The following is a 23,155-nucleotide window of genomic DNA, read 5'->3' as shown; positions in this document are numbered from 1 at the left end:
TGGAACGTAAGGTGCGAGACTCCTGCGGGAGCAGCGGGACAGGTGAGACCCCACAGGCGAAGCCGAGGAGTCTCAGCGCCCGCCCCGCGGAAAGCGAGCATCCTGTAGTGGAAATCAACCCCTTGTGCAATAGCAACAAAGTTTGCGAAAACAGCCTACTTAATAAACCATACCTTTGATATGGAACCATCTTTAATCTCATACATCGCCACTGCTTCTGCATCAATACGGTTCGTTCTGCCAGTTACAAGTTCATGATCTATTACAACGTTAAGATGGGCTGTCCTTGCCTTTAATTCTGCATGCTGTTTAGGATTCGCTTTAAATAAATTAGTATATACCTCCCGCATTTTATCATTACCGGAGTATATTAGATTATTGGAAGGAAACTCCCTAACTTCAACATTTGAACTATATGCACTTAAGAAAGCATCAATGTCCTGCCTGTTGTATGCATCTAACTGCTTTTTAGCAAGTTCGACAGGTGATAGACTCATAGACTTTCCCTCCTTGTTTCCAGTGAATTATTTACTTCTTTTCCTGATAAAAAATATAAAAATCACGATAACCATTACCGCTAAAATAATGTAGGTCACGGACGAATAGGTATCCATGTAACCGACAATGTCTTCCCAGGAAGAACCGAAGGCAGCCCCTACATTTACAAGTATAGTGTTCCAGATCAGTGTGCCTGCAGTTGTAAAGAGGAGAAACACCCAAAAATTCATCTTAGATATTCCAGCTGGAATGGAGATTAAACTCCTGATTAGAGGAATCAGCCTGCAGAATAAAACAGTCCAGGCCCCATATTTATCAAACCAAGCATTTGCCCTGTGGATATCATCTGTTTTTAGACGTAAAAAACGCCCCCACTTCCTTACTATTGCTTCTAACCGTTCGACTTTCAGGAGATACCCTGCTCCATATAAGGCTGCTGCACCAGCTACTGAGCCAAAAGTCGATGCTAAAATTACGCCTGTTACACTTAACTCTGTTGTTGTAGTCATAAACCCTCCGAAGGTTAAAATTACTTCTGAAGGTATTGGCGGAAAGATGTTTTCCAGAGCAATGAGGAGAAACACCCCAAAGTATCCGTAATGACTCATAAACTCTGTTATCCAATTTTCCATAGATTCACCCCGCTGATTCTGTTTTTAAAGGGCCTCGGTTGTTCAGGCTCATCTTTCATAAGCAATTTTACCGGTAATAAATAAGGAGGCCTTTTTTCAAATCATCTGCCATCCCCCGTTCACATTTGCGAGCTATGTACAGTTCTTCTCTTCCTTTATAGTCATTTTCAGGTCACATCTTCGGTACAGACTTTGATAAAAATCATGACCTGAGCTTTTTTCAACCTTTATGGCCTTTGTATTTTTTCAAATTACGCGAATCGTGAGTATAGTAAGTCCTGCCTGCCTTGAACTATATCATCCCCAAAAAGATTATGAAAGGTTAAAACCTTATCTTTCGCCTTTACATTTAGCGGATTTACGCTGAAAATGGTATATCATATCCTTTAAGAGTTGGTGAATCGTGGACACAATTACACATACCCTTTTTGGCGCAGGCTTATATAAGGCAGCCAATAAGACCCGCTTGAGCAAAAGAGAAAAATATGCCATGCTTTTTACAGCCATTGGAGCAAGCCAGATTCCTGACAGTGATGTATTATCCCAGTTTTGGGATACCGCCGGGCAGTATCAAATGTGGCATCGTGGAATTACACATTCTGTTTTTCTAATACCCATTTGGGCTTTTTTGTTTTATGTTCTAAGCTGGTTATTATTTAAAGTGAAAAGTTCCAGACTGTTTTATACTGCCCTACTTGGTGTCTTCATCCATGATACAAGTGATGTGTTTAACGCGTGGGGCACGGGATATTTAGAGCCATTCATAAGTCATCGGCTGACGTTTGGAACTCTATCAATAATTGATTTCGTTATCTGGTTCATATTTATCTTTTCATTTATAGTTTCTAAAACTCGCAGCTCCGTAAAGGAATATTCCATATACCGGATTGCCTGGGGGGTCATCTGTCTGCATATTCTCGTTCAATCTGCACAGGGATATATCCTATATAATCAATACAAACCGGGATACGATCAGGTAGCCTTATCGGCAAGCTTTATTCCATGGCACTTTTCTGTAATTGGTAAAAACGGCGGAACAGTGGACATCCTCCATGACTCTTTGCTGACCAAGCCTGTCCACCAATACAGGCTCACATCGAGCGAAAATTCCTCTGCCTTAGAAACTTTGTTTAGACAAAATCCTAAAGCGCGGACCCTATACCAGTGGTCCCCATTTGTAGTCATTGTCAACGATAAAGAAAAACTCGGAATATATGATCCCCGTTTTTATAGAAATGGTGAATCTTTTTTATTTGAGTTTATAGAGAAAAAGTGAGTTCCTGGAAATCCGTATTAACGACCGGTCCTAAGCACAAAACACTTATATAAAGCCTATGCGGTAATATGAAGTATGAATGTAAAAGATCAGCTTAAAGTTCTTTAACTAAAGTCCTAAAGCCTGAGCATAAATGTTTTAAAAGATAAGCATAACATAAGAAACTTTAAGGAAAAGCAGAAATATACCCGGGGCTTTTTTCTAAAAGGGCTTGCAGCCTACTAAAACACGACCTAAAATGCAGCCAAATAAAAGAAGATGGTTTTTCAGCCAAATAAGGCTATTAAACCATCTTTTTAATCCCATTTTATTCTTATCATAGCTCTTTTTTGAATACAATCCCCCGCCTCTCACATCCCATATGGTTTTCCCAGAAGTGATGGGCCTTATCCCTAGAAAGACCAGAATAAGTGATGACTTTCTTGCATTTTTCTTTCTTTGCAAAATCCTCAATGTCCTTCATTAATAGTTTGCCGATTCCATTGGATCTTGTTTCCTGGCAGGTTACCAGCTCAGATATCCATAAATATTTCCCGTTAAAAAAGTCGATATGAATGAAGACCCCTGCAAGTGCCGTCATCCGGTTTTCTTCGTCCAAAAGGGCAAAAAGCCGATAGCCTTCCTTCCTCATCTCATTCAATAATTGAATGTACTCTTGTTGACTCAAATGATCACATAATTGAAGCATCAATGGAAATGCCTGTATAAATTCTGATTCGGACATTAATTCGACTGTTTTCATACCTGATTCTCCTTAGCTATTAACAAATCGTTTTAGCGGCTTGCACTAGTATCTGTTTTAATAGTAATCGTTTGTTTGAAAAAAATTAACTGGGAATCGGATTTTTTTGAAAAACTTTTCCAAGGCTCTGATTGTTGAAAAATTCTCGTCAGCCCTTTTCTGTATACGATTACGGTCCAGCCCGGCACGATAATCTGGTTTCCTGCAAAAAGACGAACCCCGATTTGCTAGAAGCGCCGCTGCCTGCAATCAGTATATTCTTGAAAAGAAAAGTATAAAGGCCGCCCGATAAGCATAAAGACCAACCTAAGCATAGGAAGAAGGGGGATAATCACAAATTTGGAAAACATAAGCATAAACCTTCAACATATAAACATATTTACCTAGAAGGTAAGCATAAACCATATTGCGTGGTTCTACTTCCTTCAAATTCAATCAAAACCTTATCTAAAAAACCTGTTTTTTCCAGAGCTGGCAGTCAATCTGCAAAAACATTTGCCAACAATAAGATAGATCCATGAAAAATACTGGTTTCCCGGCAAAAACGGGCCACCATTTCCCTTGCTGGTTTGCAGTCATACGGCATCATATGTTCATAAGGGAACACATTAAACCAAATAGAAACTAGATCCGCTATACTCTTTAAAAGAATTGGCAACAGTCCGTTTACGTTAAAATATTATAGAAGATTTCTGTATTCCAAAGGAACCAGTATAAAGATAGGCTGTTTTAGCAAACTTTGTTGTTTTTGAACAAGGGGGTTGATTGGAACGTGAGGATGCTCGCGGACCTTAGGGGCGGGCGCTGAGCCTCCTCGGCTTCGCCTGTGGGGTCTCACCTGTCCCGCTGCTCCCGCACAGAAAAGCGGAAAGCGGTGCCTGCCCAACATATAAATATTAAAAGCTCAGTGTTAATCCAAATAGATATAAAATGGTAAACAAAATGGCAGGCAGAGACCCGACAAGCATAAGCCAATCCGGCTGTGGGGAGTGCTTTTCTCCCCATAGACGGATTGGCTTATGACTCGAGGGTCTCAGCTTGCAGCTGGATCAAGGAGTCTCGCACCTTACGTTCCAATCAACCTGTTTAACAATAGGGTAGGTTCACCGAACTATTAAAAAACAACCATCTTTTAGAAAAGAGCCTAAAGATAAAAATTATTTCATCATCACAAGCCAAGCCTTGGAATTCCCAAGGCTTAACTATTACATAATCTTTTTTTACCATTCTTGTTTTCATCAACTAAAATCTCGTTCATCTTAAAAACACTTGACTGAATACTCCTAAAATTAAATAATTTAATTAAATAAAAGTAGAAATGGGGGATGAAAATGAAGACTTTCAGCTTATACAAAACATATCGCTTAAAAATGGTGCAGAGAGGCTGATCAATCCTGCTTCCATGCCCAAAGAAACATGGAGGAACTATATATGTCGTTTAGTCATTATGGAGAACTTTGTACTGAGGTATATGATTTGACTAAAAAAATCGGACAGTCGTTTGGCGGTGATATTGAATATTATCAACAGCGGCTTGCGAATAGTAAAGGAAGGATCCTTGAAGCCATGGCAGGTTCCGGCCGAGTACTTATACCTCTCCTCAAGGCCGTGCTGAAGGTAGACGGTGTCGAAATGCTTCTTCATGCCGGGATCGGTGTAAAGAGCTTGATCTAAATACGAATCTATATCAATCCAGCTTACAGGACCTCTCTCTTCCCTTTAGGGAATATGAAGCGATCATCATACCAGGAGGATCTTTTTTACTGATTGAGGACCATGAAGAATCCCTCCTGGCTTTAAAGAATCTCTATCAACATCTTATGCCGGGCGGACGTTTGATATTTGATATTTCCTGCCAGACTCAAATTTTGAGACTGGGAAGGTAAAACGCTCTTCTACAGTTACCTGCCTTAATGGTGATACGATCACTATGGAAGACAAGCTTGTTGAAGCCGATTTTTATAATCAGTGCAAAGTTTCATATTTGAAGTATAAAAGTGTCTTAACGGTTCACTGCTTAAAACGGAATTACAGCGTTTTGCCATCCGCTGGTATGGTATTGAAGAATTAAGAATGATACTTGAAAAAATCGGATTTACTCAGGTTACCGTCAGTGCGGACTTTAACTTTGATACACAGCCGGCCAGCCGCTCCCGCAGTTTCATTTTTGAAGCTGCCAGAGCATAAAAACAAAACAAGGGATCTATTGGTTGACAGCCAAAATCCCTTGTTTAACTTGAATTTTCATATTAAATAAAAACAGACTCTGCTAGAGTCTGTTTATTATATCCGCTTAGACCTTTTGTACGTTTGTCGCTTGCGGTCCGCGCTGGCCTTGTTCAACATCAAATGTAACTTCCTGGCCTTCATCTAATGATTTGTACCCCTCGCCCTGAATAGCTGAGAAATGAACAAATACATCTTCTCCACCTTCGCGCTCAATAAAACCAAAGCCTTTTTCACTGTTGAACCATTTTACTTTACCACGTTCCATTTTGTTGCCTCCTACATATAACTATAAAAATTTTGCAATTTCCTTGCCTATGTATTATATCCAGCATTCTCCTAATTAAAACATATTCATCGTAAAAAAATTCTTTTTATTTTGCATTTTAGTTAGCCTTTTCAAATGTCATGTCTTGATTTTCTGGAAATTGGATAAAGCATATAAACGACCCTTCCCAGAAGGATCGTATTTTTTCATTTCCTTGCCTTCACGCTTAATTAAAATTCCGTATGCCTTTGTTAAACATGACTCCAGCAGATACTACAATGATGATAATACTTGAAAAAACCAGAGTTTGTATTTCTCCAGCAGCTTCTGCTATCCAGCCGATCAGAAGATAGCCCAGCGGAAGCAGAGCGAATGAGCCCAGCATATCAAGGCTTGCCACTCGGCCAAATTTCTCTTCCGGCACCAGTTCTTGAAGGCTTGTTTCCCATATTAGGCCAAATAGCATGAGCCCTGCCCCATTCACAAACATGCAGATCATCAATAATGGAACGCTTGAAGCAAAAGGAGTCACTAGAAGCGAAATCCCGCATATGGCTACACCGCCATATGCCAGCGGCCCTCGTCTGGACCATTCTTTTCTTAACCCGAAGATGATCCCGCATATTATTGCACCTGCACCAGATGCGGACAAAACAAGGCCGTACACTACAGGCTCAAATTCATGGTACACATTAATAAGCCAGGGAATCAATATTCTTATGATTCCTCCAGTAAAGATATTGATAAACGAAAAAGCCAGAATGGTTATCCATAACCAAGACTGCTGTTTTAATACATCAATTCCTTCTATAAAATCCTTCTTAATTGAAAGTTCTTTTGTAACTCCGGAGGTTTGAAATTCAAGTGTCCGAAGACTGAGCAGGAAAATGAATGAAATAATATAGGTGAAAGCATCGATGCCAAATCCCCAGGCGGAAGATACGGATGTAATAAGCACCCCGCCTAAAATAGGACCAAATATCTTCAATCCATGAAAACTAATCTGCGTGATGGAATTAGCCGCATTTCGAATGTCCGGTGTAAACACCTTTGCCCTGACTGATGAATAGGCGGGCTGAAAAAAGCTATCCATACATCCTAATAAAAACATAAACACAAATAAAAACATCATGTTTAATCCATCACTGAAAGCTAAAATGGCTAAAATCGTTAAAAATATAAACCGGATTAAATCGACCAAGAGCATAATGTATATCTTATTCAGTTTATCAACCAGGACGCCAGAAAATGGGAGCAGCAAGACGAAAGGCAGCATATAAAGTGCCATAACCATTCCCATTTTCGCTGTGGAATTAGAGAGCTGTAGTACCACAACAGGCAGAATCACATTTGTAATGCTGCTTCCTAAGAGTGAAAACACCTGTCCAAAAAATAGAGCTGAAAAATACTGTGATTTCTTAAATGGCTGGATAAAAGTTAATTCTCTTTCAAAACGTCTTGTTTCTAAAGAACTCATAAAGCCCCCCTTTTTTATGGATCAGAGCTATCTGCTATTTACTCAAAATTTTTTTCTGATTAGCTCTGAGTTAACTTATTCGAAAATTCTTACTCCAAACTTTACCATATTTAAAGAATTACACAACCACTCTTTTTATTACATAATCCCTAGGATAAAGGTATGAATTTCACACAATTGTTAATACTAATTACAAAAAAGGAGGAGAAATAGTGAAACTGCTATTAACTTTTATTATTAAATTCATAGCCTGTCTCATAGCCTTTGCCATCGGACTTGATTTGTTTTTTGACGCAACAATTGCTGATATCGTTTCGTTTAGTTTCGTTGCATCTTTGATTACTTTTTTATTAGGAGATATTATTGCCCTTCCGCGGCTTGGCCATATACACACCGTCATAATTGAGTTTACCTTAACTTATTTAGCTGTATGGATTTTCGGAAGCATTCTTCTTGATACATACCTGCAGATTGCTTGGGGAAGCATCATCTCGGCCGGAATTTTTGCCGCTGCTGAAGTTTTGATTCACCGCTACGTCCTCAACACGGCTAAAGATACAAAAGAAACAATGGAGAGAACAATCAATCCCAAGCTTGCTTATGGAACGGAATTTGCCGAAGAACAAAATCCTTCTGCAAATAAAAATTTAAAGTGATTAGCTTTGGTATCACACTGGCGTATTCATGTCAGTGTTTTTTTATTTGGCTGTTTTCGCAAACTTTGTTGTCTTTGAACAAGGGGGTTGATTGGAACGTGAGGATGCTCGCGGACCTTAGGGGCGGGCGCCCGAGCCTCCTCGGCTTCGCCTGTGGGGTCTCACCTGATCGAAAAAGCGGAGGAGGGTGCTTTTCAAGAAAAGATCCATCCAAAAGCTGTATGATGATCTTTTTTAATTAGAGGCAAAACGCTAAAAGAAAAGCAGACACCTGATAAAGAAGACTTGCTGATTGGCAAGCGACAGCGAAGACAGAAGCCTAGTCGCCCTTACCACGCTCGTAACGCCACGTCCTGTGGCCCCGCCTGGCTCGCACATCCTGTGCTTCGTGCGTTAGCCCGGCATAAGACTAGCGGCAGTAAAAGGCCGATTTTGCCTTTTAATGGCGATTGGCTAGACCCGCGGTGTCAGTCCGGAGCTGGACAAAAAGAAAAGCGGAAAGCGGTGCCTTCCCAATAACATTGTTTTAGAACTCTTATGATAAGCTCATCTTTTATCAACACAAAATTTTAGGGAAGGCAGAGACCTGAAAAGCATAAGACGAGCAGGCCGTGAGAAGCGGTTTTTCTTCTCATGGACTGATTGGCTTATGACTCGAGGGTCTCTGCTTGGAACCGGACAATACCCGCTGCTCCCGCAGGAGTCTCGCACCTTCCGTTCCAATCAACCTGTTTAACAATTGGGTAGGTTCACCGCACTATTAAAAAACAACAATCTTTTAGAAAAGAGCCTTTTATTTAATTCTTATTATATCTAGGTTTATGACGAATAGGTTTAAGGAATTAAAGCAGAATAAGGAGGAATTATCCTTAAATTCATCTTTGGAAAGGCAGGAATTTAATTAAATGGCTACATTACTTTACATTACAGCACATCCCCATGATGAAAGGCAATCCTTCAGTATGGCTGCCGGAAAAGCCTTTGTTGAGTCATACAGAGAAAGCAATCCCGGTGATGAGGTTATTCAACTTGATTTATATAAAGAAAACATTCCTCATATAGATACGGACGTTTTTAGCGGATGGGGCAAGCTTCAGTCCGGTACTGCATTCGACGATCTCTCCGCTGAGGAAAAATCAAAGGTTGGAAGGCTCTCGGAGCTTGTGGAACAGTTCGTTTCTGCCGATAAATATGTTTTTGTGACTCCGCTCTGGAATTTCTCATTTCCTCCTGTTATGAAAGCATACATTGATTCAATCTGTGTTTCAGGGAAAACATTTAAATACACAGAGCAAGGCCCAGTCGGGCTCTTAACAGATAAGAAGGCTCTGCATATCCAGGCACGAGGAGGTATTTACTCCGAGGGGCCGGCTGCGGAAATGGAAATGGGTCATCGTTACCTTTCTACTATCATGCAGTTCTTTGGTGTACCATCTTTTGAAGGAGTATTTATCGAGGGACACAATCAGTACCCTGACCGTGCCCAGGAAATTAAGGAAAAAGGCGTTCAAGAAGCATCAGAACGTGCTAAATCATTTTAAGCTAAAGCATGCAGGGGTAACCCTTGCATGCTCTTTATTCTGTTTAAGCTCTGTTAAACATGGCTGTTGATTGCAGCTAGCAGGCACTCGCTTTCCGCGGGGCGTTTCGGGAGCCTCCTCGGCATTGACGCCTGTGGGGTCTCCCTTGCCCCGCTTTTCCCGCGGGAGTCTCGCATATCCGTTCCAATCAACATCGTGCAATAATCAACAAAGACCTTTAACATAGCTAAATACATAAAAACAGGACACTCTTCAAGAGTGCCCCGCCCATTTAATATAAGGCTATCCTTACCCTGTATTTCTGAGCCCTGCTGCAATACCGCTTATAGTTAAAAGCACCTGGGTCATTAGTGCCTCATCCTCTTGCTCTTTGTTCCGTAATTCCTTAATCAGCTCAACTTGAATAAAATTAAGCGGGTCGACGTATGGATTTCTCCTCTTAACCGAATCCTTAATATTGGGTGCGTGGTCAAGGAGCTCGGAGTCTCCGGAAATCGCCAGCAATATTTCCTTCGTCCGTCTATACTCGTCTTTAATATTTCTGAATATCCTTGTCCCGATTCCGTCATCCTCAACAAGTGAAGCATATTCCTTTGCCGTCGTAATATCGGCCTTGGTCAAGGCCATCTGCAAATTATCAATGGTTGAGCGAAAAAACGGCCATTTTTCATACATATCCTGTAAAAGCGCCAGATTCTCAGCACCCGCCGAAGCGAAACTTTCAAGACCTGTTCCAGCCGCGTACCAGCCAGGCAGCAGCTGCCTGCTTTGGGTCCAAGCAAATACCCATGGAATCGCACGAAGATTTTCAAACTTTGTCGAGTTCTTCCTGGCCATCGGCCGTGACCCGATATTAAGTTCGCCGAGCTCGTTCAACGGAGTGGCCTGATTGAAATAGGTTAAGAAGTCCTTATCCTCAAAGACAAGTGACTGATACTTCGCATAAGAAGCCGATGATATTTCTTCAATGGCCCGAACAAAACGCGGATCCAGGATTTGCTGCTCAGATTCATTCGAGACATGTCCGGCAACCTCAAGCATAGTTGAGGTTGCCTGCTCAAGGCTGCGGTAGGCGATATCTTCAAGTAAATAGCGTGAAGACAATACCTCCCCTTGTTCGGTTATCTTAATTCCATCACCAAATGTTTCAGCTGGCTGTGACAAAAGGCTTCTGTTTAACGGTCCGCCGCCGCGTCCTAACGATCCGCCGCGCCCGTGGAAAAACTTCAGCCTGATAGAATGCCTTTTCGCCATCTGATGAATTTCAATCTGTGCTTTGTACAGCTTCCAGTTGGCAGTCAGTGTGCCTCCGTCCTTGCTTCCATCCGAGTATCCTAGCATAATTTCCTGCCGGTTTCCATGCTTTTTCAAATGCTCCCGGAATACTGGCATATTGAACAAGTTTTCCATAATTCTAGGCCCTGCAGTTAAGTCTTCTATCGTTTCAAGCAATGGCGCCACATTGAGATCAGATTCCACGGTTCCATCTGAATGCAGCCTGTATATACCCGCCTCTTTAGCCAACAAAAGTACTTCAAGCAGGTCGCTCTCGGATTCGGTCATGCTCACCAGGTAAACGGAGATCGAATCCTTGCCAAATTCCTCATGCGCTTCCCTGATTAATTGGAAGACGCGGATGATTTCCTGCGTTTCCTTCGTATATTCATCGTGTAAAAGCAAAACCGGCCTCGGGTCCTGAAGCAGCTTCTGAAGGATTTCCTGTTTCTCTTGCTCTTCAAGCGAACGGTAATCCTCGGTAATTTTGACTTTGTTCAAAATCTCCGTGATTGCCGCCTCATGTTCACCGCTATGGTTTCGTATATCTAGTGTAGCCAGATGGAACCCAAACAGTTTTATCTGCCTGATCAGCTTTTCAAGCATCTTTAATTCGCGGGTTTCGGGATGATGCAGATATACACTCCGTTTGATCATTTCTAGATCTTTAAGGAACTCTTGCGGCTCTTTGTAGCCGATATCGCCACCTTGTGCGACTTGCTGTATCCTTTCAATCATGAGAGCAAACTTTCTCCGGTACGGTTCTTCCACTACAGTCCAGCGCTTTTCTTCCGGCAAGTAATCCACTTCTTCCCGGTGTATGGAATCCAGAAGTTCATCGCTGACCTTGACCCTGTTGGTCGAGTGGCTGAAACGCTTCATTAATTCCACAAGGACTGTTTTATATTTTTTTAAAACGAGCCTGCGCTGACGAAGCAACGTTTCCCAAGTAACCTCAGCGGTCACAAAGGGATTTCCGTCCCGGTCACCGCCAATCCATGACCCGAACCTTAAAAATGTCGGAACTTTCCATGTTTCATTTGGATAGTGCTCCTCAAGTGATTCTTCAACCTCCTGATGTATATCGGGAAGGACGTCAAATAGAGTTTGGTCAAAATAATATAATCCGTTTCGGACTTCGTCAATGACGGTCGGCTTCCTGTCCCTCAGCTCATCTGTCTGCCAGAGGGCGGCAACTTCATTATATAAGCTTTCCTCGATTCTTTTTCGCTCCTTTTTTGACAAGAGCGGGTTGTCGAGATTAGTCAACAAATTGGCTATACGCTTTTGAAGTTCAAGAATCGACCGCTTTGTTGCCTCAGTAGGATGAGCGGTAATGACCAGCTCCAGAGAAAGTTCCTCTAGTACATTCCGGATTACCTCAGCGTTGACGCTGTCTTCCCTAAGTGAGATTATCGCGCTTTCGATTGAACCTGGCTGCTTTTTGGCATCCTCTTTGATTTGATATTCACGCCTTCTCCTAATACGGTGGTTCTGTTCGGCGGCATTGATTAAATGGAAATAGACCGCAAAAGCACGGATTACCTGTATCCTCATTTTTGGTTCCAGGCTGCTTATTACCAATTTAAGTTCTGTGTAGATTTTTCTGTCAAAAGAGTCTCGGAGATCTTTGCACATTAATCTTATTTTCTCGACCTTTTCAAACAGCTCATTCCCCCCGTTATATACGAGGATTTCTCCAAGTATGTTCCCAAGCATTTTCACATCCCGCCTGAGCGGAAGGGTGCTGTCATTCGCTTGCGTTTCTATGGCCATGGTCTCACCTTCCTATCATATGTATCACCAAGTTGTTATTAATATACCATGAACTTATTCGCTTGTTCATAAATGTACATAGGGGCTTTTTGAACAAACTGTAATTGGACAGCCAAAACCCTTCATCTGGTTGTTCCTAATAGTTGACTCCTTTAATGTGAGGACATTTGTTACCTTCTTTTCGCATCCCATATGCGGTCTATTTTTAGAGCCCAACCAGATGACCATGCCATCTTGCTTTCCTATACATTCCACTAAAATCCCAAGCTCGCAGAAAGGAGAGTGATAAGTGTTAGTCAGGTGGTCACTTTTTACATACTTCCGAATCGCGTCACTATCTCATTCATTTTTTGGCCAGAATTACGGCACCTCCTGCGCCCAACAAATAACGGTCAACTTCCCTTGCTGCTTCACGGCCTTCATTAATCGCCCATACGATCAAGCTTTGGCCTCTTCTCGCGTCACCGGCAGCGAATACACCTTCAACATTTGTTGTGTATTCCCCATATGCAGCATCGATTTTATTGTTGCGTGTTGTTACGCCAAATTGAGTTAACAGCGGCTGTTCTGTGCCTTCAAAGCCGATTGCGATGAACACATGCTGAGCCGGCCATACTTTCTCTGTTCCGGGAATCTCGTTAAACACATATCGTCCGCTTTCTGATTTAACTTTTTCCATCTGAATCGTAATCAGCTCTTTTACATTCCCATCTTCATCTGAAACAATTTCCTTTGTCTGAATTAGATATTGGCGCGGGTCTCTCCCAAACTTTGCTTCTGCTTCTTCATAAGCATAGTCCAGGGTATATACATCAGGCTGTGCCGGCCACATATTATCGGCGCCGCGTGATGCAGGCAGCTGCGGATGCTTGCCGAATTGTACCACGCTGCGACAGTTTTGACGGAGGGCCGTGGCGACACAGTCAGCACCGGTATCCCCGCCTCCGATTACGATGACGTCCTTGCCTTGTACATCAATAAACTGCCCATCCTTAGATTCGGAATCCAATAAGCTTTTCGTAGTGGTCGTCAGGTAGTCCATCGCGAAATGGACTCCTTTCACATTCCGGCCTTTTACGACCAAATCACGCTGCTTTTGGGCTCCCGTGCAAAGTATTACTGCATCATACTGGCTCTTGAGCTCCTCGGATGTAATGTCTTTTCCAATTTCGGTATTCGTGATGATGTCGATGCCTTCCTGGATCAGCAAATTGATTCTGCGCTGCACGATGTCCTTTTCCAGCTTCATATTGGGAATGCCATACATCAGCAAACCGCCGGCACGGTCTGAACGCTCATAAATGGTAACGGAGTGACCTGCCTGATTCAGCTGGTCTGCTGCAGCCATTCCTGCCGGGCCAGAACCGACGATGGCAATCTTTTTGCCGGTGCGGCGTTCAGGGATCCTTGGCGTGATCCACCCGTTCTCAAATCCTTTATCGATGATGGTTCGTTCAATGTTTTTAATGGTAACCGCCGGGTCCGTAATGGCCAGAGTGCACGATCCTTCACATGGGGCCGGGCAAACGCGGCCTGTAAATTCCGGAAAATTATTGGTTTTTAACAGGCGCTCCAATGCCTCTTTCCATCTGCCGCGATAGACTAAATCATTCCACTCGGGGATCAGATTATGAATCGGGCAGCCTGCTGTCCCACGGTCCAATTCCATGCCCATATGGCAGAAAGGCGTGGCACAATCCATGCACCTTGCTCCCTGGCGGCTTGCCATTTCATCAGAGAAAGGAGCTGAATATTCTTTCCAGTCGCTGATACGTGTCAATGGATTTCGCTCTTTAGCTTTTTCACGGCTATATTCCATAAATCCTGTTGCTTTTCCCATATTCCTCTCTCCTTTCTTATTAAATGACTGCTTCCTTATCTTTTAATGGCGCTTTTTCTTTAGCAGCATTTGCCTGAAACGCACTTAGGATGGCTTGCTCATCGGTAAGCCCGGCCAGCTTCTCCTGCTTGATGCGTTCCATCATCCGCTTATAATCTTTTGGAATTACCTTAACAAATTTTGTAACGAATCGGTCCCAATTCTCCAGGACATATTGGGCCTTCGGACTCTCGGTATATTCAAAATGACGCGATATCATTTGATGTACTTCCGTAATTTCCTCTAAATTTTCAAGCGCTTCAAAACCTATCATTTCCTGATTGCATAATGACTTGAACTCTTCCTGGTCATCAGCAAGCACATAGGCAATTCCGCCTGACATTCCTGCACCAAAGTTCTTGCCGGTATTTCCTAAAATAGCGACGGTGCCTCCGGTCATATATTCACAGCCATGATCGCCGATTCCTTCAACAACCACGTTTGCACCACTGTTGCGGACCGCGAAACGCTCACCGGCGCGTCCATTAATATAGGCTTCACCGCTTGTTGCGCCATATAGTGCCACATTTCCGGCAATGACATTCTCTGCTGAAGCCAGCCTTGAAGCAGCAGGTGATTTTAAGATCAGTCTGCCGCCCGATAATCCTTTGCCTAGATAATCATTGGCATCTCCTGTGACATACATGGACATACCTTTCGGAACGAATGCCCCAAAACTCTGTCCGGCGGAACCTATAAACCTAAGTGTGATGGTATTGTCAGGCAGCCCGGCCTCACCATATCGTTTGGAAATCTCACTTCCTACAATCGTGCCAGCTACACGATTGACGTTGGTAATCGGGAAGGTGAGATCGATCGGATCCAGCCCGTCTATTGCACATTGCACCGCCGGCAGAATTTCCAGCATATCAAGCGATTGGTCAATCTTATGATTTTGCGGGCTGCGGAAAGTACGAATTCCCTCAGGCTGATATAACAGTGCGGTCAAATCCAGATGCTTTGCTTTCCAATGCGCTTTCGCACGGTCGCTCATGTTCAATACATCCGTTCTGCCGACCATTTCATCAACAGTTCTAAAGCCAAGCTCTGCCATCAGCTCGCGGACTTCCTGTGCGACAAAACGCATATAATTCACAACATAGTCTGCGTGGCCAGTGAACTTTTCACGCAGTTCAGGATTTTGTGTCGCCACCCCAACCGGGCAAGTATCTAAATGGCAGGCACGCATCATCACACATCCAAGCACGATGAGAGGGGCTGTGGCGAATCCATACTCTTCTGCTCCAAGCAATGCAGCCATCACCACATCTCTTCCTGTCATCAGCTTGCCGTCCGTTTCGAGTACGACACGATCTCTTAGCCCATTTATCATCAGTGTTTGATGCGCCTCGGCAAGACCAAGCTCCCATGGAAGCCCGGTATGTTTAATGCTTGTTTTTGGCGAAGCCCCGGTTCCTCCATCATAGCCGCTTATCACAATTACGTCTGCGGCTCCTTTTGCCACACCTGCAGCAATCGTACCGACACCAGCCTTCGCCACCAATTTCACGCTGATCCTTGCGTTTCGATTTGCATTTTTCAGATCGTGAATAAGCTGGGCCAAATCTTCTATCGAGTAGATATCGTGGTGCGGCGGCGGTGATATAAGGCCGACTCCCGGTGTTGAGCCTCGCACTTCAGCAACCCATGGATATACCTTGTTCCCAGGAAGCTGCCCGCCTTCCCCAGGCTTTGCTCCTTGAGCCATCTTGATTTGCAGTTCATCTGCATTGACCAGATAATGGCTTTTTACACCGAAACGGCCCGAAGCAATTTGCTTGATGCGGCTGCGACGGTTATCCCCATTTTCATCCACTTCATATCTTGACGAATCTTCCCCGCCTTCACCGGAATTACTTTTAGCTCCGAGACGGTTCATGGCAATTGCCAGCGTTTCATGCGCCTCTTTGCTTAATGAGCCGAAAGACATCGCTCCAGATTTAAAGCGGCGTACAATGGAGGTAACTGATTCCACTTCTTCAATTGGTACCGGTATCCGTTCGTTGTTGAATGTAAACAGATTGCGCAAGAAGCCTATTCTCTCCTCATTTGCCATTTGCGAATACTGTTTAAATAATTGATAATCGCCTTTTCTGGTCGCCCATTGCAGTGTATGAATCGTTTTTGGATTAAACGCATGATGCTCGCCGGTTTTTCTCCATTGAAAATCGCTGCCGGACTCCAAGGTATCGTCAATGGTGTCAGCATAGGCTTCTTTGTGCCTTATCATTGCTTCTGCAGAAATGGTATCTAGTTCAATTCCGCCAAGTTGTGAGGCCGTACCGGTAAAATATCGCTCTATGACGGTTGTGCCAATTCCTACTGCTTCGAAAATCTGCGCCCCGCGGTAACTTTGTACGGTCGAGATCCCCATTTTAGACATGACTTTTACAACGCCTTCCGTAACACCTTTTACAAACTTTTTAACCGCATCTTCATAGCTGGCCTTCAGGCTTCCATCAGCCACTGCCTGCTTAAAGACTGCAAAAGCAAGATAAGGATTAACAGCATCTGCACCATAGCCAATCAGGGCAGCAAAATGGTGGACTTCCCGGACTTCCCCTGATTCAATAATAATGCTCGCCTTCGTACGGACTCCCTTCCTAATCAGCTCCTGATGCAGCGCGCTTGCAGCCAGTAAAGGAGGAATCGCCGCTTCAGACCTGTTCATTCTGCGATCTGATAAGATGAGAATACTTGCTCCTTCTTCAACCGCCTTTTCGGCTTCCTTGCAAATCTCCGTGAGCCTATTCTCCAAATCTTCTGAAAATAATGTGTCGATGACAGTACTCTTAAACTCCCGATCCATATTGTCCTTTATTTGAGCTAACTGCCCATTCGTCAGAATAGGAGTACCAAGCTGGATTCTGCGCGCATTTTCTTCATCAGGATGAAGCAGATTCCCTTCAGCACCAAGATACGATATGGTCGATGTAATAAGCTGCTCACGAATTGAATCGATTGGAGGATTGGTTACCTGCGCAAATAGCTGCTTAAAGTAGTTGAATAAGGATTGCGGCCGATTGGACAGAACGGCAAGCGGCATGTCATTTCCCATAGATCCCAGAGGATCTTTTCCTTCCTTTGCAATCGCCAGCAAATATTTCTGTACATCTTCATATGTATAACCGAAAGCTTTTTGACGTGTAATTAAATCTGCTAATTGCTCATCTTCCATTTCAAAAAGCATGTCGTTCATTCTGATTAATTGTTCATCGAGCCACTGCTCATAGGGATGAGCCTCGATCATTTCCTTCTTGATTGATTCATCGGAAATAATCCTCCCCTGCTCCAAATCTATCAGCAGCATTTTCCCTGGACTTAATCGGTCCTTATAAAGCACATTTTCCGGATCAATATCAATTACGCCTACTTCAGAAGAGAAAATAATATAATCATCCTTAGTTACATAATAGCGTGCAGGACGTAGCCCATTGCGGTCCAGGATTGCTCCAATCTGCCTGCCATCCGTAAAAGAAATGGCTGTCGGGCCATCCCAGGGCTCCATCAAAGCACTATGATATTCATAGAAGGCCTTCTTCTCTTTTGAAATATGGGGATTATCACTCCACGGCTCAGGTATAAGCATCATTGCCGCATGTGCGGGCTTACGTCCTGCAAGGACCAGGAATTCAAGGGCATTATCCAAAATGGACGAGTCGCTTCCATCCGTATCCAACAGAGGCAGCACTTTTGGCAGTTCTTCACCAAAGGCTTCAGAAATAAACTGCTGCTCACGAGCTCTCATCCAGTTTATATTGCCTTGCAAGGTATTGATTTCACCGTTGTGGATTAGATAGCGGTTCGGATGCGCACGCTCCCAGCTTGGAAATGTATTCGTGCTGAATCGGGAATGAACTAAAGCAAACGCTGACACAAATGATTCATTCTGCAAATCCAAATAAAAAGCATTTACTTGTTCAGGTGCCAGCAAGCCTTTATAAACAATGGTCCTGCTTGACAGACTAGCAAAGTAAAAGCGAATTTCTTTTTGTTTCGCCCAATTTTCTGCCTGTTTTCGGATAATGAATAATTTCCGTTCAAACGCAAGGTCATCTGTAATAGCAGAGTTTGCGCCTATAAAAACCTGCCGGATGACGGGGCAGGTCGCTTTTCCTGTTTCCCCGATTTTTTCAATATCTACAGGAACTGTCCTCCAGCCGAGAAGGATTTGTCTCTCTTCTTCGATTAATCTGTTAATAACGCCTTCAATCTCATTTTGTTCAGATTCATTTCTTGAAAAGAAAATCATTCCAACGCCATACCGGCCATTTTTGGGAAGTTTTAATTCAGGGCATTCCAGCCGGAAAAATTTATCCGGGAGCTGAACCATCAGCCCTGCTCCATCACCTGTTAATGGGTCGCTGCCTTGGCCGCCTCGGTGGTCTAGCTGACAAAGCATGTTCAGCCCTTTCGTTACAATATCATGTGACGCTTCTCCCTTAATATGGGCGTATAAGCCAATACCGCATGCGTCATGTTCAAATTCGGGACGGTAGAGACCCTGTGCTTCTGGTAGTTGATGATATGTCACGTTTCTCTCCTCCATTTCGTTCATTTTTTACGAAGTTTTAGTTGTATATTATTGTAGGTTTTCAGATTAATATGAACAATATATAATTTAGATTAAATTAATCTCGATTCAATATATATAAATCTGGAGGACGATATGGAGTTACGACAATTACGTTATTTTATTGAGGTTGCTGAGCGTGAACATGTCACCGAAGCCGCAGAACAGCTACATGTGGCTCAATCTGCGATCAGCCTGCAAATTGCAAAACTGGAATCGGAGCTTGGAGTTACGTTATTTGAACGGAAAGGGAGAAATATAAAACTGACGGAAATCGGCAATATGTTCTTAACTCATGTAAAAACAGCGGTCAAGGCGATAGATTATGCCAAGGCAAAAGTAGATGAGTATTTAGATCCGGAAAAAGGCATAATCAAAATCGGGTATCCGACCAGCCTTGCGGGCCATTTGCTGCCCACTGTTGTCTCGGCATTTAAAGACAAGCAGCCGAATGTTACCTTTTATTTACGCCAAGGCTCATATACTTCTTTGATTGATTCAGTTAAAAATAGTGAAATCGATTTAGCCTTTATCGGGCCCGTACCGACAAAAGAATCCGAAATTAATAAAGACATCTTATTTTCCGAGCGTTTTTCGGCGCTGGTACCGTCCAATCATCCCCTTTCCGACAAAAAAAGCTTGTTTTTAAGCGATCTGCGGAACGATTTGTTCGTGTTATTCCCGAAAGGGTACATTCTTCAAAAAATCGCAGTAGATGCCTGCGGGCAAGCAGGCTTTGTGCCTACTATCGCATCTGAAGGCGAAGATATGGATGCAATCAAAGGGCTTGTGGCTGCAGGAATTGGAGTAAGCCTATTGCCTGATAGTACACTAACCGAAAACATACCCCGATACACAGTGAAGATCCCTGTAAAGGATCCACATTTAAACCGGACAGTCGGTATCATCACTCCTAAAAACCGGGAATTGGCACCATCCGAAAAAGCATTTTATCACTTTGCTAAGGAGTTTTTCTATATTCTCGAGCAGTATAAATAGGGCAATTGCCCTACTGCCAAAATGTATTCATAGTATTCGCGTCTTAAGAGTGTCAGACTTCTATAGAAAAAATGTCTGCCTGATCCTATACCCCCCTATTTCTTTGATTATCATAGTTTTCCTAACATTTTAATAAACTTTAGGAAAACCCTTAGCTGTCTGCTTAGCCGCATGCCATAAGAAATAATCTGTTTCTTCTTTACCTTTAATTAGGGGGATTAAAATGAAAACAATATTTATAAATGGACGTTTTTTCACATCAAATCCTTATCAGCCCTATGCAGATACTATGATCGTTGAGAAGGGAAAAATCACGTGGATAGGAGAAGGCAGCTGTTTGGAAACGACTGAAGGAAATGTTATGAATTTACAGGGAAAAAGAGTGCTCCCGGGATTTGTTGATGCTCATATGCATGCTTTTATGCTGGCCGAAACACTCACCCAGATTGCCTGTACGCCTCCTGAGGTTAATTCTATAGCTGAGATGCTTTGTAAGATTTCTCAGAGGAGAGCCGAGCAGAAAGAGTATCAGTGGATACTTGGATGGGGATTTGATGAAGGAAAGGTGAAAGAGAAACGACTGCCGACAAGATGGGAGCTCGATCGTATCTGCCCGGACGTTCCGGTGGTTATAACGAGATCATGTGCTCATGTATGCATTGTGAACAGCCTTGCTCTTGAATTAGCTGGAATTGACAACAACACTCCCAACCCAGATGGAGGGACGATCGACCGTAATAAGGATGGGGAATTAACTGGAGTGCTCCGCGAAGATGCAGCCATGAGCCTGGTCACCGCACTCAAGCCGCCTGCTTCTTTTGAGCACAATTGCAAGCTCATGGCTGATTTAAGTGTTGAATTGTCTAGATATGGAATCACTTCCGTAACAGAAATGATGTCATCTCATGGTTTTTATGAACTGTTTCATGCTGCGAGGCAAAAAGGCTTCCGCCAAAAGACAGTTCTTTACTATTTGTGGGATGCAATTGTTAAAAACCCTGAAATGCCTGCCGTTTATCTGGACACTGACCAGCCAATATTTATTGGCGGTGTCAAATTATTTGCAGATGGCAGTATTACAGGGAAGACCGCCTGGGTGAGTCCCTCCTACCTGGGTTCCAATGAAGAATTCGGATTATCCATTACATCACGGGAAGCAATGAATGATGCATGTAGTTATGCCAGTAAAATGGGACTGCAGGTTAGTGTACATGCAATGGGAGAACAAGCGATTCAACTTACAGCAAGTGTTTTTTCAGAGAAAAACTCTTGGCTGAAAAACGGCCCATCATTCCGTCTCGAACATGCTTCCCTATCGAGTCAGGAAGTATTGAAGCTGGCTTCTTCTTCTAACATCGCACTTCTGCCTCAGCCGATTTTTTTCTATGCCGAAATTGAAGGGTACTTATCTAATCTGGGAATTGAAAGGACTCGTCTTTCTTACCCGATTAAAAGTATGCTTGAAAAAAAGGTCCCTGTCTGCTTATCTTCCGATGCCCCAGCTACTGCCTGGGCGGTTCCCCATAATCCTTTTGTCGGGCTGAAAGCTGCTGTTACCCGTAAAGCCTATGATGGGACTGATATCGGAAAAGAGGAAAGAATTAATATTGAAGAGGCCATTATCTTATACACTAAGTCAGCGGCAGAAATATGCCGACTTCCTTCAACTGGTATGCTTGCTCCGGGTTATTGTGCTGATTTTATTGTACTTGATAGAGATATCCTGGAAGTCCCTGAAGATGAAATAGATCTCTTATCAGTAGATGAAACATTTATTGATGGAGAAATGGTCTACCAGCATAGAAAGGTCTGAGCTCCCTGAGCTTTTAGGAAAATAGCGGCCTCAGGTGGAGGCCTCTATTTTCACTTAATATTGAATGATTCTCTTAGCTCATCCCAAAAGCTTTGCCTGTTATGTCTCCTTGGCTTTTCAACCTGCTCCAGGGAATGTCTGATATCGATCAAACCCATTCCAAAGTAGGGATCATACCCTTTTGCCCCTAGATCGTATGTGCCTCTGCTGATAATATTCATTACCTTTGTATTTTTCAAATCAGGATTCGCGGACCTGATCAAACCAGCAAGCGCAGCAACATGCGGAGCTGCCATGGATGTACCGGAAAGCGCGGCATACTGCTTATGAAAATACGTACTCGGGATTTCCACGCCCGGAGCTGCAACATCCACATACTCCCCGTAATTTGAAAACTCTGCCCGATTCCCATTGTGGTCCACGGCGGCAACACAGATTACTTCAGGATAAGCGGCCGGAAAACTTGGCTGATCTGTATTATCATTCCCGGCTGCAGTTGTAATCACAACATCTCGGTCATACGCATACTGAATCGCTTCCTGCATGACAGCGGAAGGCTGGTAATTCCCTAGGCTTAAGTTGATGACGTCGGCTCCATGGTCTGTCGCCCAGATTACGCCTCTCGCAACGTCAAAGGCGTTTCCATATCCCTTTTCATTCATGACCTTTACAGGCATTATTTTATTGTACCAGGTAAGCCCTGCAATTCCCCGGAGATTATTGGTTTCTGAAGCAATAATTCCAGCTACGTGAGATCCATGTCCATTATCGTCATCTGGATTACTATTCTTGGCAAGGACATTATAGCCCCTTGTTATCCGCCGCTCTAAATCAGGATGATCAAGATCGACTCCAGTATCCACTACCGCTATTATGACATTTTTACTTCCCCTGGTAATATCCCATCCTTCTTCTGTCTGAATTACCGGAAGATTCCATTGGTACTGGCGGCGGTATAAGGAATCATTAGGCACATTTGCTTCGTTTTGCATATAGATATAATTTGGCTCAGCAAATTTAACTTGAGGAAGATGATTGAAATACTGAAGTAAATCGGACGTACTTTTACTGCGCGATCTAAACACAATGGTATGATTAAAACGTTTAATAGCCATACCATCGATTCTCCTCAGCATCTCTTCTAACTCCTGCTGGCCGGGATTCCTTTTAAACTTAACAGCAGCCTCATGTTCATGATAATGGCTCTCATCCTGTACATTATGTTTAACAATGGTAACTTCGGGATTCCCCCTCAGCTCGTTCTTCAGCGCTATCCCATCTTCTAGACTGTTTATATATATCATATCCGTTTTGTCTTTAACACCAAGGATCCGTGGATTAGCAGTATCGAACCGGCCAGTCTCTGCATTTTCTTGTCCTCTATTAAAATAGGGCTGCATCCAGTAGGCTGTTCCTGCAAACACAAAAAGGATGGCAGCAGCTATGGCGAAAGTTTTTATTCTTCCCATTCCCCTACACCTCTCGAGTATATTTATACTTAGCTTGCGCCTTTAACCGATTTTA

14 protein-coding genes and 1 pseudogene are annotated in these 23,155 nt (G+C 43.3%); 6 read left to right on the top strand and 9 right to left on the bottom strand.

Annotated features, from left to right (window positions below):
- Window positions 1-155 precede the first annotated feature (155 nt).
- On the bottom strand, window positions 156-497 hold the full coding sequence (locus CUU66_RS10655) for a nuclear transport factor 2 family protein (protein ID WP_101641891.1): 342 nt from the start codon (window positions 495-497) through the stop codon (window positions 156-158).
- Between the two features lie 27 nt (window positions 498-524).
- On the bottom strand, window positions 525-1,130 hold the full coding sequence (locus CUU66_RS10650; RefSeq protein WP_101641889.1) for a DedA family protein: 606 nt from the start codon (window positions 1,128-1,130) through the stop codon (window positions 525-527).
- A gap of 403 nt (window positions 1,131-1,533) precedes the next feature.
- Here CUU66_RS10650 and CUU66_RS10645 point away from each other — a divergent pair, with 403 nt between their 5' ends.
- The gene (locus CUU66_RS10645; protein WP_101641887.1) at window positions 1,534-2,406 is read left to right on the top strand and encodes a metal-dependent hydrolase; all 873 of its coding nucleotides are present in this window, start codon (window positions 1,534-1,536) and stop codon (window positions 2,404-2,406) included.
- A 316-nt stretch (window positions 2,407-2,722) separates the two neighbouring features.
- Here the strand turns inward: CUU66_RS10645 and CUU66_RS10640 are convergent, their stop codons facing one another.
- On the bottom strand, window positions 2,723-3,148 hold the full coding sequence (locus tag CUU66_RS10640; RefSeq protein ID WP_101641885.1) for a GNAT family N-acetyltransferase: 426 nt from the start codon (window positions 3,146-3,148) through the stop codon (window positions 2,723-2,725).
- Between the two features lie 1,431 nt (window positions 3,149-4,579).
- Here CUU66_RS10640 and CUU66_RS10635 point away from each other — a divergent pair.
- Window positions 4,580-5,335: pseudogene (locus CUU66_RS10635) on the top strand (class I SAM-dependent methyltransferase).
- Window positions 5,336-5,441: 106 nt separating this feature from the next.
- Here the strand turns inward: CUU66_RS10635 and CUU66_RS10630 are convergent.
- Window positions 5,442-5,642, bottom strand: a complete 201-nt coding sequence (locus CUU66_RS10630) for a cold-shock protein (protein WP_101641882.1) — start codon at window positions 5,640-5,642, stop codon at window positions 5,442-5,444.
- Window positions 5,643-5,868: 226 nt separating this feature from the next.
- The gene (locus CUU66_RS10625) at window positions 5,869-7,119 is read right to left on the bottom strand and encodes an MFS transporter (RefSeq protein WP_101641880.1); all 1,251 of its coding nucleotides are present in this window, start codon (window positions 7,117-7,119) and stop codon (window positions 5,869-5,871) included.
- Between the two features lie 212 nt (window positions 7,120-7,331).
- On the opposite strand from CUU66_RS10625, the gene CUU66_RS10620 reads away from it, so the two are divergent.
- Together CUU66_RS10620 and CUU66_RS10615 are read left to right on the top strand one after the other, a co-directional pair.
- On the top strand, window positions 7,332-7,775 hold the full coding sequence (locus tag CUU66_RS10620; protein WP_101641878.1) for a YndM family protein: 444 nt from the start codon (window positions 7,332-7,334) through the stop codon (window positions 7,773-7,775).
- A 905-nt stretch (window positions 7,776-8,680) separates the two neighbouring features.
- Window positions 8,681-9,316 carry an FMN-dependent NADH-azoreductase gene (locus CUU66_RS10615; protein ID WP_101641875.1) on the top strand — a complete coding sequence of 212 codons (636 nt, stop codon included), beginning with the start codon at window positions 8,681-8,683 and terminating at the stop codon, window positions 9,314-9,316.
- A 288-nt stretch (window positions 9,317-9,604) separates the two neighbouring features.
- On the opposite strand, the gene ppc is transcribed toward CUU66_RS10615, so the two are convergent.
- The 3 genes from ppc to gltB form a co-directional block, all read right to left on the bottom strand.
- A complete protein-coding gene (gene ppc, locus CUU66_RS10605) occupies window positions 9,605-12,367 on the bottom strand; it encodes a phosphoenolpyruvate carboxylase (protein WP_101641870.1) in 2,763 nt (920 codons plus the stop codon).
- 343 nt (window positions 12,368-12,710) lie between these two features.
- Window positions 12,711-14,207 (bottom strand): glutamate synthase small subunit, encoded by a 1,497-nt coding sequence (gene gltD / locus CUU66_RS10600; protein ID WP_101641867.1) that lies wholly within the window; start codon window positions 14,205-14,207, stop codon window positions 12,711-12,713.
- 19 nt (window positions 14,208-14,226) lie between these two features.
- Window positions 14,227-18,780: a glutamate synthase large subunit gene (gene gltB / locus CUU66_RS10595; RefSeq protein ID WP_101641864.1), complete on the bottom strand. Its 4,554-nt coding sequence runs from the start codon at window positions 18,778-18,780 to the stop codon at window positions 14,227-14,229.
- Window positions 18,781-18,915: 135 nt separating this feature from the next.
- Here gltB and CUU66_RS10590 point away from each other — a divergent pair, with 135 nt between their 5' ends.
- Window positions 18,916-19,818: a LysR family transcriptional regulator gene (locus CUU66_RS10590; protein ID WP_101641861.1), complete on the top strand. Its 903-nt coding sequence runs from the start codon at window positions 18,916-18,918 to the stop codon at window positions 19,816-19,818.
- 223 nt (window positions 19,819-20,041) lie between these two features.
- On the top strand, window positions 20,042-21,631 hold the full coding sequence (locus CUU66_RS10585; protein ID WP_101641859.1) for an amidohydrolase: 1,590 nt from the start codon (window positions 20,042-20,044) through the stop codon (window positions 21,629-21,631).
- 50 nt (window positions 21,632-21,681) lie between these two features.
- Here the strand turns inward: CUU66_RS10585 and CUU66_RS10580 are convergent, their stop codons facing one another.
- Window positions 21,682-23,100 (bottom strand): S8 family peptidase, encoded by a 1,419-nt coding sequence (locus tag CUU66_RS10580; protein ID WP_101641856.1) that lies wholly within the window; start codon window positions 23,098-23,100, stop codon window positions 21,682-21,684.
- Window positions 23,101-23,155: the final 55 nt, after the last annotated feature.

Source organism: Peribacillus deserti, assembly GCF_002863585.1.
Classification (GTDB): Bacteria; Bacillota; Bacilli; order Bacillales; family DSM-1321; genus Paraperibacillus; species Paraperibacillus deserti_A.
Note: the sequence above shows the minus strand (reverse complement) of the source record. Positions and strands in the feature narration are given on the sequence as shown.

Excerpts from the sequence above, each read along its gene's own strand:
- gltD (WP_101641867.1), bottom strand. The coding sequence starts at position 14,207 with ATGGGAAAAGCAACAGGATTTATGGAATATAGCCGTGAAAAAGCTAAA.
- CUU66_RS10585 (WP_101641859.1), top strand. The coding sequence starts at position 20,042 with ATGAAAACAATATTTATAAATGGACGTTTTTTCACATCAAATCCTTAT.
- CUU66_RS10650 (WP_101641889.1), bottom strand. The coding sequence starts at position 1,130 with ATGGAAAATTGGATAACAGAGTTTATGAGTCATTACGGATACTTTGGG.
- CUU66_RS10640 (WP_101641885.1), bottom strand. The coding sequence starts at position 3,148 with ATGAAAACAGTCGAATTAATGTCCGAATCAGAATTTATACAGGCATTT.
- ppc (WP_101641870.1), bottom strand. The coding sequence starts at position 12,367 with ATGGCCATAGAAACGCAAGCGAATGACAGCACCCTTCCGCTCAGGCGG.
- CUU66_RS10655 (WP_101641891.1), bottom strand. The coding sequence starts at position 497 with ATGAGTCTATCACCTGTCGAACTTGCTAAAAAGCAGTTAGATGCATAC.
- CUU66_RS10580 (WP_101641856.1), bottom strand. The coding sequence starts at position 23,100 with ATGGGAAGAATAAAAACTTTCGCCATAGCTGCTGCCATCCTTTTTGTG.
- CUU66_RS10615 (WP_101641875.1), top strand. The coding sequence starts at position 8,681 with ATGGCTACATTACTTTACATTACAGCACATCCCCATGATGAAAGGCAA.
- CUU66_RS10590 (WP_101641861.1), top strand. The coding sequence starts at position 18,916 with ATGGAGTTACGACAATTACGTTATTTTATTGAGGTTGCTGAGCGTGAA.
- CUU66_RS10630 (WP_101641882.1), bottom strand. The coding sequence starts at position 5,642 with ATGGAACGTGGTAAAGTAAAATGGTTCAACAGTGAAAAAGGCTTTGGT.
- CUU66_RS10625 (WP_101641880.1), bottom strand. The coding sequence starts at position 7,119 with ATGAGTTCTTTAGAAACAAGACGTTTTGAAAGAGAATTAACTTTTATC.